The organism is Novipirellula caenicola (assembly GCF_039545035.1).
Taxonomy (GTDB): domain Bacteria; phylum Planctomycetota; class Planctomycetia; order Pirellulales; family Pirellulaceae; genus Novipirellula; species Novipirellula caenicola.
In genome coordinates this window covers 32,002-49,670 of the sequence record NZ_BAABRO010000005.1, presented here as the reverse complement: position 1 = coordinate 49,670, position 17,669 = coordinate 32,002, and the positions used below count along the sequence as shown (strand labels likewise).

Sequence of the window (17,669 nt, the reverse complement as noted above, 5' to 3'; positions counted from 1 at the left end):
ATCTCATCATGCTTTGGAATTCAGTGCGTCATTGCGTTTTAGCTTGCCTGGTTCTCGCCATCCTCGCGAACTCTCATTCGCTACGGGCGGACACGAACGAGCGTCCCAATATCATCTACATCTTGTCGGATGACATGGGGTTTTCAGATATCGGTTGTTACGGCGGCGAAATCAAAACCCCGAACCTTGATTCGCTTGCACAGCACGGTGTTCGCTTTACCCAATTCTATAACACCGCCCGTTGCTGTCCGACGCGGGCAAGTTTAATGAGCGGGCTGTATCCTCATCAGGCCGGTGTCGGCCACATGATGGACGACCGTGGCTACGACGGTTACCGCGGTGAACTGAGCCGACACTGCGTGACGATTCCCGAAGCCCTCAAAGACGCCGGCTATCGTTCCTACATGGCGGGTAAGTGGCACGTCACCAAAGCGATCAATCCAAAGTCGGACGCCGACAAGGCCAATTGGCCAATCCAACGAGGCTTTGATCGTTTCTACGGCACGATCCACGGAGCGGGCAGCTTCTTTGACCCCAATACGTTAACGCGTGACAACGAATTTATCTCGCCATTTAATGATCCCGAATATGGCAAAGAAGACTGGCCGGGCGAAACCTACTACTACACCGACGCGATCGCCGATCATGCAGCACGGTTCGTTCGCGAACATCACTATCGAACCGGTGACAAGCCGTTCTTTATGTATGTGGCCTTTACCGCAGCGCATTGGCCCATGCACGCGCTGGACAAAGACATTGCCAAGTACGAAGGCACGTATGATGCAGGCTACGATGCAATTCGCGATGCCCGTTACAAACGGATGATTGAACTTGGTTTGATCGATGCCGACAGCACCGTTAACTGGCCGATCCCCGATGCTTGGAAAGAGTCCAAGTTTTGGGAATGGGACAAACGGAATATGGAAGTCTATGCCGCGATGATCGATTCGATGGACCAAGGCATTGGACGTATCGTTGCCTCGCTGAAAGAAACCGGGCAATTCGAAAACACACTGATTTGTTTTCTGCAAGATAACGGCGGCTGTGCCGAAGGTTATGGTCGCGGCGGTATCGGTAGCGAGCGAGCGGACAAACCGACCCTGCCAACGTTGCCAGCGGACTATTTGCAGCCGGACATGACGCCCAAACAGACGCGTGACGGCTTTGTGATGCGTACGGGCAAAGGATCGATGGCAGGGCCCGCGGACACCGCGATCGGTTACGGCCGTGGCTGGGCTACGGTGTCCAACACGCCGTTTCGTGAATACAAACACTGGACCCACGAAGGCGGTATCTCGACCCCATTGATTGTCCATTGGCCTGCGAAAATTCAACGCCATGGTGAACTCGAAACGACTCCGGGGCATTTGATCGACTTGATGGCCACGGCCGTCGATGTGTCCGGCGCAAACTATCCCGCCACCTACCACGATGGTCAAGCAATCAAGCCAATGGAAGGAAAGAGCTTGGTGCCACTGTTTGCTAAGGATGCGGACACTCGCGAACAGTTTCAGCGCGAAGCGATCTACTGGGAACACGAAGGGAACCGCGCCGTTCGCGTAGGCGACCTTAAATTGGTCGCCAAAGGCGTGAAGGGAGAGTGGGAGCTGTACAACATCGCCAACGATCGCAGCGAACAACGTGATTTGAGCAGCGAGATGCCCGAGACTGTCGCCAAGCTTGCTGCGATGTGGCAAGCCTACGCCGAACGGGCGAACGTATTGCCGTTAAACCCGGGCAGCAACAAGCACGATGGACGAGCGTCCATGAACTTGAAGCAAACTCGCTTCAAGCTCAACATGGACGATAAACTCGATCGAACCGAGGCTCCTTACATTAAAAACAAAGCGTTTGCGGTCGTCGCCGACATCGATGCCATGGGGGACGGCGTGATTGTGGCTCAGGGAGGATCGTCGCAGGGTTGGTCGTTGTATCTGAAAAACGGAAAACTTTGTTTTGCTTGGACAAAAAATGGCAAGCGAACGGTGACCACGGCGGATGCGACCATCAGCGGGAAGCAGCAGGTGACCGCGATTGTCAGTAAGCCCGCAGTGGTGCGACTAAAAATCGGCGAGCAATTGGTCGCTGAATCCAAGATCGACGGATTGCTCGACGAACAGCCACTCGATGGATTGCAGGTGGGACAGGACGAGAATGGCGCCGTTGGCCCGTACGCGGTTCCATTTCCATTTGGCGGTACCGTGAACCAAGTCGTCATCGAAATGCTGAAGTAGCCGGGGTTCGTCGCTTCGGTGGGACGGGTTCCCCCGCGTCTTGTTTGCTGGAATCTTGGCAACGAGGTATTCTAGAGGACACCGATCAATGAAGTGCTGCTCCGCGTTTACCCAGGGTTGATTCACTGATATGCCAACTCGCTCGCCAAAAATGCCAACGCAATCCACGTTGCCGACGCAGACGCCTTCACGCCGTGGATTTTTGAAGGGCGGAGGGATGATGTTGGCTGGTGGTGCGATCGCCGGCGCCGAGCTTGGCGTCGCTCGTGCTGCCCATGCCTTCGGTAGCGATGCGATCCGAATCGGCTTGGTCGGATGTGGCAAACGAGGAACCGAAGCGGCGATCGATGCACTAAGCACCCATGGTGGTGAAGTGAAATTGGTCGCGATGGCCGACGTGTTTGAAAACAATCTGCAATCGGCCTATCGATCGATCAAAGGCAGGTACGCCTCATGCGTCGATTTAGAAGATCGTCGTTTCGTTGGATTGGATGGCTACAAGAACGTGATGGCCAGTGACGCGGACGTCCTGATCTTGGCCACGCCGCCTGGATTTCGTCCCTTGCATTTCGAGGCGGCGGTTCAGGCGGGCAAGCATGTGTTTATGGAAAAGCCGGTGGCGACCGATGCGGTCGGAGTTCGCCGAGTGCTAGCGACCAATCAAGTCGCGATTGAAAAAGGCTTGTCCGTCGCGGTGGGGCTGCAACGTCGTCACGAAGTTCGCTATCGCGAGTGCGTGAAGCGGATCCAAGACGGTGCGATTGGTGACGTGGTGTTTGCCCGGGCTTATTGGAACGGAGCCGGAGTGTGGGTGCGGCCGCGGACCGAAGAGCAAACCGAACTCGAATACCAGCTTCGCAATTGGTACTACTTCAACTGGCTCAGCGGTGACCATATCGTCGAACAACACGTTCACAATTTGGACGTGATCAATTGGTTATTGGGATCGCATCCGATCGAAGCTCAAGGCCAAGGGGGACGGCAGCTGCGTGATGGGATCGACCATGGCCAAATCTTTGATCATCACATGGTCGAGTACCATTATGCCAGCGGCGTACGGATGCTGAGCCAATGTCGGCACATGAAAGGTTGCCGGACCATGATCGGCGAATTTGTCCACGGCACTCTGGGGTCGGCTGATATTGCCAACGCGATCTTGCATGATTCGCGAGGCAACGTGGTGTGGCAAAGTGATGTCACGCCACGCCGCGGTCAAAACGGTTACTCGCAGCAGCATGTCGATTGGTTCGCCGCACTTCGTCGCGGTGAAACGCTCAGCGAAGGCGAATACGGTGCGCACAGCACGATGACGGCGATCATGGGCCGCATGGCAACCTATAGCGGCAAAGTCGTCTGCTGGGACGATGCCATCAACAGCAATATCGAATTGGCCGATACCGCGGCACTACATTCGCTCGCCGATGCCGCGCCGGTGGTGCCCGATGCGGACGGCCGCTATCCCATCCCGGTGCCGGGCAGCAAGACGAAAAACGTCTAGCGTCCGCCTGGATTGCCGCTCTTGATTTTCACCCCCCTGGTTTGCTAATCCTGGTGGTTGCCGACCCCGACGGAGCCAGGATGTCGCTGAGATTACGTAAATGCGTCCTTTCGCCTGCCATCGCCTTGATTTGGGCGTTGGCCACGCCGGGGGTGCATTCACAAGAGCTGACACCAAGCTTCGCAGGCGTCTCCGCGTTCGCAGACGATTTCGATGTCGCTGCGTCGCCAATGATCGAAACGCATGACCCCGCTTTTTTCGCCCTTCGTGAAACTACCGTTCCACGATTTCGGCAGAGTTTTTATCAGGGAGCAGAGCTGCTTGGCGGTTACTTGCATGACACCGGAGACGCGGCGGGCGGGTTGGACATCACGTTCGAAGAAGTGCGTGCGGGATTCGCGGTGCCGTTGGGCAGTCTGGAAAACATCCTGGTGTTACGCCCCTACTTTCGGGCTGATCATTTAAATGGACCTCAGACGGTCGATTTGCCAGGCACGCTATACAACACCGGGGTAACCTTCTTTAACCGCAAACAGTGGTCGACGATGGTCTCGACCACGCTTGTCATCACGCCATCGATTCGCAGCGACTTTACCACCGACGAAAACGCACTGCGATTGTTTGGATTGGGGTTAGTGAATTGGCAGTGTCGCCCCGATTTGAGTTTCTCGTTCGGCGCGGTCTACTTGGACCGAGTCGATTTGCCACTGTTGCCTGCCGCCGGAGCAACGTGGACGCCCACGCCATGGTGGAAAATCGATGCCATGCTGCCGCGTCCGCGGATCGCCCGTCGTCTTTCCAAAGATGGTGGCAATTCGGAATCGTGGGCCTACCTTGGCGGCACGTTGGGTGGGAACACTTGGGCCGTCACACGCGACAATGGCACCCCTGACGAATTAACACTCAGCGACGTGCGGTTGTTCGTAGGTTATGAGTGGGTGCAAGCTGGAAACCGAGGCTTTTTTATCGAGTCGGGCTGCGCGCTGAATCGTTCGATCGAATTCGAAAGTAGCGACATGGAGATTGATCTCGACGATGCGCTGTTTGTCGAAGCCAGCATCAAGTTTTAGGATCCGTTAGGGTGGCGTCACTGGATGGATCGGTCGCGGGATCCTCGGTTGATTTATCATCCTCTTCGCTGCCCTCTTCGGCGGCTTTCGCAGCTTTCCTTGCTTCGCGACGCGCCATGTGTTCCGCCGCCATGTCTTCGATTGAACGCACGTCATCAGGTTGGGTTTTGCCAAACTTCTTTTCGTACAACGATTCGATGAACTGCGGCAGCGGTACCTTCCATGGTTTGTGTTCGGTGTTGGCGAGCCGGTCGAAGCGTTTGGGAGACATCCCCAATTCGCGAGCCATTTGAACTTGAGCGTGTGACAGCCGATACTTCTTGCGAGCGTCGATCCAAGGCAAGAATTTGTGAGGAATGCGGGTGTTTTTCTTTTTCTTCTTGCTCATCGTCAGCTTTAAGTACGTCGTCCGTTAATCAGTTTGCTCGCCATGCGGGGGGCGTGTGTCGGGCGAGCCAATCCCAGATTGTATCAAGAACTGGCAAATGTTCGACTTCCGTTCGCGAAGAATCATCCTTCGCTCCCAACCGAGTCGTGACGCGAGCTGGACATCGCAGATGTCCAGCGGAAACGCAGACGGTTTTAGCGTGATTCCGCTGGCAGCGTCGTACTGGCGGTGACCGTCGAACCGGCCAACATCCACTGGACGCCGACTCCGACTTGGTTATAAGGCACTGAAATGGTTACGGTCACCGGCTGCATCTCGGCCGTGATTTCCGCCTTGGTCGCCGGAACAAATTCGATGCTGTGTCCCGAGATGCCTGCCTCGTTAAGCGACCGTTGGATCATGTCGCTGGCCTGCTGTTGTGTTTTGTCGCCAAGGGCGTAGATGCGGCACCCATTCACGCAGGCTTCTTGCAGCGAGTGCTGGACGGCAAACGCGCGAGCCACTTCGACCGACACCAGGATCATCAACAGCAGCGGCGGCAAGACCACCGCAAATTCGACCGCCGCGATCCCGCGTGATTTTCGTCGTCCGACGAATCGAGATTTCGCACGACCGCGAATAGCGGATTCGAAGTTTAAAAATGGCATCATGATTCTATTGCACCAAGACGGTACGGTTGATCGTACCAACGATGTTACGGTAAGCCTGTTTCAGCGTGCTGGTCAGTTCGCTTCCACTGCCTGTCGCCGCAAAATGTTTACCGCCGGTTACGTTCGCAATCGCGGTCATCAACGCAACATCCGCGTCATCTCCCAAGCTAATGGTGTGAATTTCGATTCCCAGGCTTTCGGCATAGTTTGCCATCGAAATTGCGTATTGGTCGGGATCGTTTTCGGGCTTATTGGCATAGCCGTCGCTCATCACCACCATCAACATTTTGACCTTGTTGCCGTGGCTGTCGTGTTTGCGATGATTGACGTATAGGTAATGTGCTCCGTCGCGAACGGCGGCACCGATCGGAGTTCCTCCGCCGTACTTGTCGGCCTGCAAGGAACCGCTTGACAATATGTCGTTCTTCAAAGATGAGAAGTCGTTTGTCATCGGAGCTTCCAGGACGCCGACCCAATCGGTGGAAGTGTCATACGGATCTGGATACAAACTGGACGGCGTGGCGGTATACAGGATTCCGGTGTGTCCCTCTTTCTTTGGGTCGTAGCTGCCTTTTTGGACGCCGTACCCCATCACGCCGATGCGATCTTCTTTGAGCGACAACTCCATCATTGTCACAAATTCCGGCGAAGCTTGTTGCAGGGCTTCGATCCGTCCATCGGAACTCATTGATCCCGATAAATCGAGCACCATGACGATATCCAGCGGGATACCGGGTGACGATGCAATGGCATGGCGTGGAATCGAAAAGGAGGATTGGCCAAAGATTCCCGCGAAAAAGAACGGTTCCTTGTCTTGAACCGCGTGCACTCGAATCGCACTGGCACTGGTGTTCGATGCCGTGAACGTTTCGCTGTTGGGATCCCACGTGCCGGTTTCTAAAGCGATCGTGTCGGGCGGAACATTGGCGACAAACCCCACTTTATTCTTGGCAATAAAACTTTCTGCTACCGCCTTGGCACCTTGAATGTCACCGGGGTTGTTTTTCAGATGCAGTCCTCCGGCGATCGCTCCTGCGTCCACTGCGGACTGTAATTGGCTGCGGACCAATTGCATCCGGCCGATGTCCACCGCAAAGGCTGCCATGCCGACAATGACGACCATCAAAACGGCGAACAACACGATCGTGCCTCCGTGCCGTTTTGACGAAGTGGAGAAGGCAATTCGTGGCATGATCAAGGCTCGGTGAGGAAAAGTGAAATGCCATTGTGTATGGCGAGAAAAGCACGTTAGCGCATTGAGGCTATTGAACGAGTTCGCCTTCACGAGGCAAGACACAAGCGGCGGTGTAGCTCATCCCGCTAAAATGACGTGGGACTGGCAACCAGCTCATGTCGGCAAAGTTCGCAGTCACACGTACCGTGACGGGATCCCACTGCGGCGTCGTTTCCAGCGTAGCGGGCTCGATCTCGATGCTGAGTTTTGAGATTCCCATTGCGTCGGTCAATTGTTTGACTTCCGCTTTGACATCCTTTTCGTTACTTCCTCTTAGCACTGCGACTCGGCAACCCGATCGAGCTGCCTCCTCTAGCGCTTGAACGGTCATCATCCCACGCCCCAGTTCGATGGCTGCAAACAGCAGGATAAACATTGGGATCGCGACAAAGGCAAATTCGACGCTGACGGTCCCCCATCGCATGGATCGGCGATCGATGGCAGAAGAGCGGCTACCGCCACGGTTGCTGCGAGGCTCGGCGACGCGTTGTGATTCGGTAACACCCATGAAAACAGAAGCTCGCTTTTAAACACCGTTACGACAGGGATGGACTCGCGTCGCTACAGGTGACGCCACGACGGATTTTGCGTTCAATCAATAAGTAGCTTGTTCCCCCCCAGAGAAGCGGCGTTCCGTTTGTGTTTTTTACAACCCGAGTTGGCATGTGATGCAGAATGTGCCGATTGCATCGTGTGTACCGCTGTTTGCAGCGATACGAGCGACGATGAATGACAGCGGAGAGTGTCGATTTTGGGATGCAGCACCAACTTGCTGCTCCGCGCGGTTGCCCGTGGCTTTTCCGCAAGCCGACTCGGCGTGCGAAGGATATGAAGTACAATGTGGGATTAGTTGCTCCCCCCTTTCACTCCCTTGCATAACGAAATCATGGATAAAAAAGCGAAGAAGCGTCTTGATGTCATCAATAAGAAACTGCAAACCCTGCGTCCCCGTTTGGCTGGGTCACGCGAACAGGCCGACGATCTTGATGAACTGAAGCAACTCGAAGACGAAGTCGCTGCGCTCGAAGCCGAAGCAAAGAAACTAAAAGAATCGAAGTAAGCGAACGGCCATAGCGGCTACTGCGAAGCGACCGACGATGCTTGCTCGAGATCCGCTTCCGCTGCATCGTCGACGATGATTTCGGCCGCAATCTTTGCCAATGTCGCAATGCTGGGTTCGTCCATGAAATGGCTGATCGGGATCACGATCGCTAATTTGGCCTCGATTGTGTTTTTCAGTTCGATGGCCATCAGCGAATCAAGGCCAAGCGAACCCAGTGATTCGGATCGATCAAACGAGGTCGGGTCCAACGACATGATCTTTCCGAGTTGCTCGCTAAAGTAGACTTCGAGCCGTTCGCATCGCGCGTCGTGATCGAGCAAACGCAATTCCATCAGCAAGGCGTCGTCTTTGGCCGAAACGACTTCGGATTGAGGTTGGCCGTTTGCCGAGTGCAACGATCGCAATACCGAGGGGACGGACGATTCGGGAATGGTAGAGAACATTTGGTGCCAATTGGCATCGACCACCACTCGCGATTGTGGGCAGGCTGGATTGCCGGCATCGATCAGCAAATCCAACGCCGCATCAAATCGCAGCGGACGCAGGCCACGCGAGGCCAGGTTCTTTAGTCGCGTCGGATCGTCCGCCATGCCAGCCGAACTCCAAGGCCCCCAGTGGACCACGTTCGCAGGCAATCCTTGTTTGCGTCGCGATGACGCAAATGCATCGAGAAATCCGTTCGCAGCGGCATAGTTCGCTTGCCCCGGCGACCCGAATACCGAAGCCACCGACCCGAGCATGTTGAACATCGTTAGCGGTTGGTCCTCGGTGGCCTTGGCCAACGCAATCGCTCCGTCCACTTTGGGGCGTAGCACACGGGCCACCGATTCAGGTGTCATCTCGTGTAGCAGGCTGTCGTCCAAAAGCCCGGCAGTGTGAATCACGCCCACAATCGGTCGCATTGATTCAGGCAATCGCTGTAACGCGGCGACCAATTCGTCCTGATTCGTGCAGTCACATTGCAGATAGTGACATTCCGCACCGTTTTCTTTGGCCCACGCGATCAATGCGTCGACGGGTTCCGTCGCGCTGCGGCGCGCAAGCAAGACGACCTTGGTTGCACCACGTTGGATCAATCGCCGGGTCACGCCCGCAGCGATCGCGCCGCTACCACCCGAGATCAAATACGATCCGTCGGCGGTGACGTGATCACGCGAGGCAACGCAGGAACTCTTTTCAGGCGATACGACAATCTTGCCGATGTTTCGCCTCGCACTCATGAATCGTAGCGATGCTGGCAGATCCGATAACGCAAACGTGGTAATCGGTTTGGGTTGATAGATGCCCTTGGCGAATTGCTCGGCGACTTCGGCAAACAACGTCCGCACTTCATTGGGACGATGCCGGAACAGCCGATCCAAATCAATCGCCGAATAGGTCAGATTGTCCTGGAACGGCAACAAACCGAGTTGCCGGTTTTGATAGATATCGGTTTTGCCGATCTCTAAGAATCGGCCATGTGCCGCCAACAATTCCAACGACCGGTTGATCCATTCGCCTGGTAACGAATTCAGAACCACATCCACACCGCGGCCATTGGTGCGAGCTCCGATGGCATGCAGCGAATCGATATCCCGGCTGTCAAAAATGTTTTGCGGGTCGATGCCCAACATCGACAACAAACGCCGTTTCAGCTTGCTGCCCGCCGTGGCGAATACGGTCGCTCCGACACTTTGTGCGACCTCGATGGCCGCTAAACCGACGCCGCCTGCGGCCGCATGGATCAAAACCGATTCGCCCGCAGCCAACCGGCCGATGTTTCGCAGGGCATAATGTGCCGTCATGTAGGCGACCGGGATGCTCGCTGCCTCTTGCGGGCTGATTCCCGGTGGAACTTGGGTGACCAAGTATTCTTTGGTCGCGGCATCCGAGGCAAAACCATAGGGGACCACTCCCATCACTTTGTCGCCCACGGCAACCGATTGCACTTGATCGCCAATCGCCGTCACCGTGCCGCTTGCTTCGATCCCCAACGGAACCACGTCATCCGAGATTCCGGGGTACAGTCCCATCGCCTTTAGCACATCACTAAAGTTCAAGCCAACTGCATCGACCGAAATCACCACTTCGTCCGGTTTCGGCGTCGGCATCGCCATTCGCTCGACCCACAACCCTTCGGTTCGATTGGTTCCATCAAGTCGAATGCGATAGCTGCCGCTCAGTGGAATTGGCAATTGCGATTCGGCGGAGGCCTTCGAGAATGAACGTGGTGACGGATGCAAACGTGGCGACAAAAATTGGTTTTTGCGAAAGGCGAGCTCGGTTTCATCCGATTGCCGAGCCAGCCAAGCCATCACCGGTTCGGTGCTAGCGGCATCGCACTTCGTGACATCGAGCACTCGGATTTGCAAGGCCGGGTATTCGTTGGCTGCAACGCGGGCCATCGCCGCAAGTGCCGCTGACGCCGGGAGGTTGTCATCACCGTTGATCGAAAATGCACGCTGTAATACCAACGAAACCAGTGGCGTCTTGGGTTGGCGAACTGCCGATTGAATGAATTCCAATAATTCGCAAACGCTCGCTTCGACATCGTCATGCGTGCGCGGCTGAGTCCACAGCCAGTGTTCTTGTTGCGAATTTTGTTCCCACGTCGCAGGGATCAGCGTTTGGTAATTCGCCGATCCAAAATGGCGGATCGCAGGTGCGATTGGGTGAGCGTTGGCTTGCGGATTCTTGACCGATACGGGGTTCCAGACGGATTCATAAATCCATTGGTGCGGATCGATTTGGTAACGGGCGTGGTCTTTTTGCAGTCGCTTGCATCGCACGCCTTGTAACGACACACAAATGCGGTCGTCACGGTCGAGCAATTGGACATCGGCAACGACTTCGTTCCATTGATCGGTCGTGTTCGGGTGGCGACGCACGACGGCCGAGACGATTTCATTTCCATCCTGAGTCACAACCCGGTCGACGCCAACCGGCAGAAAGGTAGGAGGATCGGCCGATTCCCGAATCGACTCCGGCATGGTGGTGGCAATCAGTTGCAAGGCGCCGTCGAGCAAGGTGGGGTGGACCATCGAACGTTTGGCTTCGCTGACCAAGCTGGTGTCAATTTCCAGCCCGGCACTTGCGACGGCGTCTTGAGTCAGGATCGATCGTAGCGGTTGAAACAATTCGCCGTAGCGAAGTCCCGACTCGGCGAGCGATTCGTAGAACGCGGCTCGATCGACCAATGTTGCTTCTGCGGGGTTGAGACGTTTCAAAGCTGCCAGTATCGTTCCGCCCGACTTTTTCACTCGGCAGGTGGCCGATAACGTCCACTCTGAATCAGAGCCTTGCGGCCGCGAGTGGATTTGGATTTGAGATTGTCCGCTCTGGATCGGATCGGCCGTGGTTTGAATTTCCACGGCTTGGTCCTTGTGCAGAAACAAAGCCCGATGGATGGTGATTTCAAACAGCTCGAAAGATAACTCGCCGAACAATTCCTTGGCGGCTATTCCCAACGCATCAATCCAGGCCGCCGCAGGGACGGTCACCGATTCAGCAACGACGTGTTCGGAAAGGTAGCCAGGCTTGTTGACCGCGAGATGGGAAATGAACAGCATGCCACCGGACGCCAACCGCTGACGCGTCCCCAAGATCGGATGGATGCTTTGACCGCCGATCCCCGATTCCAAGGCGGGAGGGGAATGCCAGCAACGTTGACGTACAAACGGGTAGGTCGGCAGCGGCACGCGGCGTGACGGATAGATACGATCGATAACGCCGAAATCGACTGGGGCCCCTACGCACCATGCGGTGGCGACCGCGCGAATCCAATTGGTGTAATCGTGATCGTCTGGGTGCAACGTGTCGACGGTGCGGAGCAGCGGTTCGCCATCGTCAGTTTTCAGCGAACGACGAATCATTCCCGTCAATTGAGGCCGCGGTCCTATTTCGATCGCCAGGTCAATGTTCTGGGTGGCTAGTTCGTTCATCACGTCGTGAAAACGCACCGGGTTCAATAAGTGATCGATCCAGTAGTCGACGCTGATCGAGCCCTCGTGAACGGTCCCGGTGACCGAAGAGACAAAGGTGATGTACGGCGGCAATTTAACGTCGCCAACCCACTGCAACAGACTCGCCCGCAGCGGGTCAGTCGCATCTTGCATCAGCGGTGAATGGAAGGCGTGCGAGACCTTCAGCGGACGACATACCGTTCCCGCCGCCTCGGCTTTCGAGACAATCTGCTGGACTGCGTGATGGGTGCCCGCGATGACCGTGTTTTGATCACCATTGATTGCGGCAATCACCGCTTCGGATTGCAATTCGTCGATCCAGTTTTGAACCTGTGACGCCGCAGCTAACACCGCGGTCATCGTGCCGCATGCGGGAAGGTCGCCCATATGGCGTCCGCGATGGGCAGCGAGCATCAGAGCTTGTTCTTTGCTTAACGCTTTGGCGGCATACAACGCAGCGATCTCGCCGATGCTATGGCCTGCGACCACATGGGGCACGATCCCCACGTCGGCGAGCGAATCGACCAAGGCAATTTGCACCGCTGTGATCGCGGGCTGGGCCATCGCGGTGTCGTCGAGCGAACGGGACGGCACGTCGTCACAGAGCAGTTCCACAAGGGACAAATCCAGCACGGGGTCGAGAATCGCAGCGCATGATTCAAGCGATGATTGGAAACTTGGCAACGTCGAGATAAGTCCCGAGGCCATTCCCGCGTATTGAGACCCTTGGCCGGTAAACAGCAACGCGATTCGTGGCCGACGACCATGCACCGGTCGCCCGCTGACCACTTGTTTGGTCGCAACGCCCTCGGCAAGCCGCTGTAATCCTTTGCAAAGTTCCGATTGGGTTTCACCGAACGCGACGGCGCGGTGCGTTAACGTGCTGCGGTATTTTGCGTAGGAACCACACAAGTTGTGCGTTTGCATCGCATCGGTCATCGCGGGGTCGCACAATCGATCCCAAGCTTGCCGAGCCGCCATCGGGATCGCGTCGTCGCTACGAGTCGACAGTGGCAGGAAAAAACATGGCGGTACGCGCGAGGGTTCTTGGTTGGCCGTCGTGTCCTGCGATGCCTTTTCTAGAATCACATGTGCGTTGGTGCCTCCGAACCCAAATGAACTAACGCCCGCCAGAAAGCGACCGTGTTTGCTGGGGATCCAAGCTTGATTTTCCGTGGCAATCTTGAGCCGTTTTGGATCCAGTTTTGCGTTGGGATTCAGTTTGTCGAAATTGGCTTGCCCCGCGATCCATTCATGTTGACACATTTTCAACACCTTGATCAAACCGGCGATGCCAGAGACCGTTTCGGTGTGCCCAATGTTCGCTTTCACGCTGCCGATGTGAAGCGGCGGAAGGTTGTCGTTTCTCGCGGCAAACGTTTCCGCCAACGCCATCAACTCGATCGGATCACCAAGCGGGGTGCCGGTGCCATGCGCTTCGATGTAGGTCAAATCGTCAACCGAGACTCCAGCCGCCTTCATCGCTTCGCGGATGACGCGCTGCTGAGCCGATCCGCTCGGTGCCGTAATCCCGCTGGTTCGTCCGTCTTGATTCACCGCACTGCCGCGGATCATGGCCAAGATTCGATCGCCATCGCGAATGGCATCGGCGGCACGTTTGAGCAAGATCAAACCACAACCTTCGCCTCGGACGTAACCGTTAGCATTCTCGTCGAACGAACGGCAGCGACCATCGGGGCTTAGCATTCTCGCCTTGCTAAAGGCGATCGTGGTTTCCGGCGAAAGGATCAAATTCACGCCGCCGGCAATGGCCGCATCGCTTTCCCCTCGCAACAGCGAGATGACTGCCGAGTGGACTGCAACCAACGCAGAGGAACACGCGGTGTCCACGATAAACGATGGGCCTTGTAAATCAAACAGATACGAGATCCGGCCCGCCGCGATACTAAGCGCGTTGCCCGTTCCCATGTGGGCGTCGATCTGTTCGAAGTAATCAGGGTAGCGGGCCGGGATTTTGGAATAATCGGTACCGCCAATGCCGATAAATACACCGGTTTGTGTACTCGAGAGACGTTCGATAGGAACCCCAGCGTCTTCGATTGTTTCCCAGGCGACTTCGAGCAACAGTCGTTGTTGGGGATCCATTCGGGAGGCTTCACGCGGTGCGATCCCAAAAAAAGCAGGGTCGAACATGTCGACGTTCGAAACCGCCCCCATCGCGTCCACGGACATTTTCCCAGGGGTGCGGCCGCTGGGATCATAATATTGATCGCGGTCCCATCGACTTGGCGGCACCGGACCGACACTCTCTCGTTGATGTTGGATCAGGTCCCAGAACGCATCAGGCGAATCCGCGCCGGGCATCCGGCATCCCATGCCGATGATCGCAATCGCGTTGGAGTCATCAACCGGCGTTGGTGGCCGCGATCCGAGCCGGTTCTGTAGCAACTCGCGTTGCGCAGGAGTCAATTTGGCCAGTCGTGCCGCAAGTTGTTTGTCCATCGCCGATTACGTTTTTTTCTTGTCGCTGAGGGCCGCGTCGATCTCGGCATCCGAAAGTTGTTCGATTTCATTCAATAAAGCTTCGAGCTCTTCGGGTGACACGTCTTGCGACACCAATTCGTCGGCGGACTCGGATGCAGGGGCGCCATTTTTTGAAGCGTTTTCATGCAATGCCTGACCCCGCGGGGCATGGTTGTCCGATGCGTTCGCGATCGACGTCTCGCCAGCCGCCAATTGGCTTTCGGGCGTATCCGAACCAATCAATTCGTTGGCGATAAACCGACTCAACTGCGCCACCGTCGGATGGTTCCATGCCACGATCGGGGTCAGCTCGATTCCCGACCAATCTTCGGTTTCGCCACTGAGTTCGACCGAGGTCATCGAATCAAGTCCGTAATCGGCGAACGGTTTGTCCAGCTCGACGGTCTGCGGCGGCACCCCGGCGCGGACGACCAACCACTCAGCAAGCCAAGCTTCAATCATACGCGTCAGAGGTTCACGGTCCGCTGCGGTGGGATGTTCAGGAAGTTTCGGGATCGCAATCGGCGCCTGTTCGGACAGAAATTTGCGGTCGTAGCGATACTTGTAACGGATCTCGTCGGCATCAAACATTTTGCGGCATCGATGCCGCTGGACCTTTCCGCTGCTGGTCAGCGGTACTGTCGCAGGGCGAACCAGCAGCACGCTGCGTGGATCGACTTCATGCACATCGATCACGGTGCGCCGGATCGAACGCACCCATTCGGGATACGCGGATTCGTCGCTATGACGAGGGACTTCGGCCACGATCGCCAACCCTTCGCCTCGCGGGCCGTCGACGGAAAAGGCAGCACATTTTCCTCCTTCGCTGCCGAGGGTCTCGCGAACGGTGGCTTCGATGTCTTGAGGGTACAAGTTGCGTCCGCGTAGGATCACGACGTCCTTGATCCGTCCGCTGACATACAGTTGACCATCGTCCAAAAAACCAAGGTCCCCGGTGCGACAAAAACCGGTACGACCGTCGGCGGTCAACGCGGCAAATCGCTGACGATTCTCTTCGTCACGATTCCAATAGCCCGCCGTAACGCTGGCCCCTTTGATCCAGATCTCGCCAATCACCCGTTCATCGCACACGGATAAGGTTTGCGGATCCACGATCAGTAATTCCGTTTGGTCGACCGCGGAACCACAGGACACCAGCTTTTGAAACGCTTTGCCGCGGCCTTCGGGTTGGATCTCGACCAAACCTTCGCTGAGTTTGTCGCGGGTGACGGTTAGAAACCGTGGTTCTGCGGGACCGTTTCCGCCCGCCGCTAACAACGTCGCCTCGGCGAGTCCGTAGCAGGGGTAGAACGAGTTTGCCGAAAAATTGCAGCTGGAAAAACGATGAGCAAAATCACTAAGCGTCCGCGGCATGATGGGCTCGGCACCACAGAATGCCGTTCGCCAATTGGAGAGATCCAGTGAATCGGTTTGATCCGGCGAGATACGATCGATACACAATTGGTAGGCAAAGTTCGGAGCACCGCTGATCGTCGCCTTGTAGTCGCTGATCAATTGCAGCCAGCGAAGCGGCCGCTGCAGGAAGGCTCGCGGGCTGATGAACACCGAGGATCGGCCCATGTACAGTGACGCCAACAATCCGCCAATCAGCCCCATGTCATGGAAAAACGGCAGCCAGAATACTCCGATCTCGCTTTCATTGGGATCATCGTCCATCCACGAAATTTGAAATCCGCGACGAATCGCTTCGAGGTTCGCCATCACATTGCGATGACGGACCATCACGCCCTTGGGACGGCTGGTGCTGCCGCTGGTGTATTGCAGCAACGCCAACGATTCCGGATCGATCGATAGCGAATGGGGATCGATCCCGTTCGTTGCAGCGTTCGCTGCATGCGGCGGTGGCGAGGCGTCAGTCGCTAAATGCGGGATCCCTCGCGCTTCGTCACACAATTTTGCGGGATCCATCCCCGCCAAGGTTTCCGCGTCGGCAAGGATCGCCGAAGGATGACAATCGCGGGCGGCCGAATCGAGCCGTTCCATCACCCGGCCCGGTTTGGGGTAACAGGTCGGAACGGGAACCCAGCCTGCGACTTGGGCCGCAAAGAAGCCCGCAACAAACTCCAATCCCGGTGGGAACAGCAGCAGCACGCGGGGTTGGTCCTGATCAACCTGAGGCATCCGAGCGGCAAGCTCGCAAACACGTGACCACAGTTCGCGATACGTCCATTGAGTTGTGCCGCCATCATCGTCGATGAACGTCAACGCCAACCGGTCGCCATGTCGTTGGGCACGGATACCAATCCACTGCGGCAAAGGGGTCGCGGTGGATGGATCGAGTGATGACATAACAGGATACTCTGCGTCTTGCTTTGCGCTTTGCGTCTCGTTTTACACGGGACGCAAGAGCGCAAAGAAATGGATGGGCGTCAAAGTTTTGATGGGCTTGGTCCGTCAAGACGGAACCATGATCGCTGCTAACGAGTCGGTCGTTGCGGTCACTCCGAGACGAATCCGTTTAGGGGCAATCGGATGGTTGGGGTGCAATTTCTTCTTCGTCCCTTCGCTCACGCAACTTCAGTGTACTCCAACCTAGTAGCCAAGAGGGATCATGGCAAACACATCCCTCCGCTCCGCTATTCCGTCTAAACGTTAAAACCGGTTCCGGCCTGAGAAGAGACGACGCAGACCAAACGTGTTCGGGGTCGCGGGTGGGTTGCTGGTTCCCGGCTGCGGATAGGTCACAGGCGCGTACGAGTTGGTGGGCGCCGCGGACTGGTAATTCGGCACCGCCGGCTGGTTGCTCGCCGCCGCCGCAGGTGCGATCACCGTGGGAACGATGTTCTGTGTCACCGGCAGATCGCTGGGGCGTGGTAGCACTTCGCCGCGGTAATGGAGACGTCGGACGGTGTTGCCGTAAAAATGTCCGGGACGATACGGACGCTGTTCGATCGGCATCGATTTGATCTCTTGCCGATAGGCACCGGTCGGAATGATGATCGGCGACCAACCGGGTTCGGCGGCTTGCGTGGTCACGCCATCGACACCCCAAACCGCTAGAAATAGGGTGAACACCAAAACCGCACCTAGAACGTTCTTCACGCTGTTTTCCTCTTTTCTGCTGCAAATGTGTATGATCTTTAGTA

The 17,669-nt window shown here is 56.3% G+C and carries 11 protein-coding genes; 4 read left to right on the top strand and 7 right to left on the bottom strand.

All coding sequences use genetic code 11. The annotated features are described in order from the left end of the window. Positions 1–8 precede the first annotated feature (8 nt). The 3 genes from ABEA92_RS11995 to ABEA92_RS11985 all read left to right on the top strand — a co-directional run bounded on the left by ABEA92_RS11995 (position 9) and on the right by ABEA92_RS11985 (position 4,802). Positions 9–2,234 (top strand): arylsulfatase, encoded by a 2,226-nt coding sequence (locus ABEA92_RS11995; RefSeq protein WP_345684072.1) that lies wholly within the window; start codon positions 9–11, stop codon positions 2,232–2,234. A gap of 151 nt (positions 2,235–2,385) precedes the next feature. After that, a complete protein-coding gene (locus ABEA92_RS11990; protein WP_345684071.1) occupies positions 2,386–3,732 on the top strand; it encodes a Gfo/Idh/MocA family protein in 1,347 nt (448 codons plus the stop codon). Between the two features lie 80 nt (positions 3,733–3,812). Next, a complete protein-coding gene (locus ABEA92_RS11985; protein ID WP_345684070.1) occupies positions 3,813–4,802 on the top strand; it encodes a hypothetical protein in 990 nt (329 codons plus the stop codon). Here ABEA92_RS11985 and ABEA92_RS11980 read toward each other — a convergent pair. From ABEA92_RS11980 to ABEA92_RS11965, 4 genes are all read right to left on the bottom strand, one after another. Then, complete coding sequence (locus tag ABEA92_RS11980; protein WP_345684069.1) at positions 4,792–5,190, bottom strand: hypothetical protein; 399 nt, start codon at positions 5,188–5,190, stop codon at positions 4,792–4,794. The two genes, ABEA92_RS11985 and ABEA92_RS11980, sit on opposite strands and share 11 nt — an antisense overlap. Before the next feature lie 194 nt (positions 5,191–5,384). Beyond that, positions 5,385–5,840, bottom strand: a complete 456-nt coding sequence (locus tag ABEA92_RS11975; RefSeq protein WP_345684068.1) for a TadE/TadG family type IV pilus assembly protein — start codon at positions 5,838–5,840, stop codon at positions 5,385–5,387. 4 nt (positions 5,841–5,844) lie between these two features. Continuing rightward, positions 5,845–7,032, bottom strand: coding sequence for a pilus assembly protein TadG-related protein (locus tag ABEA92_RS11970; protein ID WP_345684067.1), 1,188 nt, complete (start codon positions 7,030–7,032; stop codon positions 5,845–5,847). Between the two features lie 70 nt (positions 7,033–7,102). Beyond that, on the bottom strand, positions 7,103–7,582 hold the full coding sequence (locus ABEA92_RS11965; RefSeq protein ID WP_345684066.1) for a TadE/TadG family type IV pilus assembly protein: 480 nt from the start codon (positions 7,580–7,582) through the stop codon (positions 7,103–7,105). A 378-nt stretch (positions 7,583–7,960) separates the two neighbouring features. On the opposite strand from ABEA92_RS11965, the gene ABEA92_RS11960 reads away from it, so the two are divergent. Beyond that, entirely contained in the window at positions 7,961–8,134 is a 174-nt protein-coding gene (locus ABEA92_RS11960; RefSeq protein ID WP_008691263.1) for a hypothetical protein, read from the top strand. A 17-nt stretch (positions 8,135–8,151) separates the two neighbouring features. On the opposite strand, the gene ABEA92_RS11955 is transcribed toward ABEA92_RS11960, so the two are convergent. The 3 genes from ABEA92_RS11955 to ABEA92_RS11945 form a co-directional block, all read right to left on the bottom strand. Next, positions 8,152–14,541, bottom strand: a complete 6,390-nt coding sequence (locus ABEA92_RS11955) for a type I polyketide synthase (RefSeq protein ID WP_345684065.1) — start codon at positions 14,539–14,541, stop codon at positions 8,152–8,154. Between the two features lie 6 nt (positions 14,542–14,547). Beyond that, a complete protein-coding gene (locus tag ABEA92_RS11950) occupies positions 14,548–16,872 on the bottom strand; it encodes an AMP-binding protein (RefSeq protein ID WP_345684064.1) in 2,325 nt (774 codons plus the stop codon). Positions 16,873–17,175: 303 nt separating this feature from the next. Further along, a complete protein-coding gene (locus ABEA92_RS11945) occupies positions 17,176–17,625 on the bottom strand; it encodes a hypothetical protein (protein ID WP_345684063.1) in 450 nt (149 codons plus the stop codon). Positions 17,626–17,669: the final 44 nt, after the last annotated feature.

Bases quoted from the DNA above. Each gene is read 5' to 3' on its own strand.
- ABEA92_RS11995 (WP_345684072.1), top strand. From the start codon at position 9: ATGCTTTGGAATTCAGTGCGTCATTGCGTTTTAGCTTGCCTGGTTCTC.
- ABEA92_RS11990 (WP_345684071.1), top strand. From the start codon at position 2,386: ATGCCAACGCAATCCACGTTGCCGACGCAGACGCCTTCACGCCGTGGA.
- ABEA92_RS11985 (WP_345684070.1), top strand. From the start codon at position 3,813: ATGTCGCTGAGATTACGTAAATGCGTCCTTTCGCCTGCCATCGCCTTG.
- ABEA92_RS11980 (WP_345684069.1), bottom strand. From the start codon at position 5,190: ATGAGCAAGAAGAAAAAGAAAAACACCCGCATTCCTCACAAATTCTTG.
- ABEA92_RS11975 (WP_345684068.1), bottom strand. From the start codon at position 5,840: ATGATGCCATTTTTAAACTTCGAATCCGCTATTCGCGGTCGTGCGAAA.
- ABEA92_RS11970 (WP_345684067.1), bottom strand. From the start codon at position 7,032: ATGCCACGAATTGCCTTCTCCACTTCGTCAAAACGGCACGGAGGCACG.
- ABEA92_RS11965 (WP_345684066.1), bottom strand. From the start codon at position 7,582: ATGGGTGTTACCGAATCACAACGCGTCGCCGAGCCTCGCAGCAACCGT.
- ABEA92_RS11960 (WP_008691263.1), top strand. From the start codon at position 7,961: ATGGATAAAAAAGCGAAGAAGCGTCTTGATGTCATCAATAAGAAACTG.
- ABEA92_RS11955 (WP_345684065.1), bottom strand. From the start codon at position 14,541: ATGGACAAACAACTTGCGGCACGACTGGCCAAATTGACTCCTGCGCAA.
- ABEA92_RS11950 (WP_345684064.1), bottom strand. From the start codon at position 16,872: ATGTCATCACTCGATCCATCCACCGCGACCCCTTTGCCGCAGTGGATT.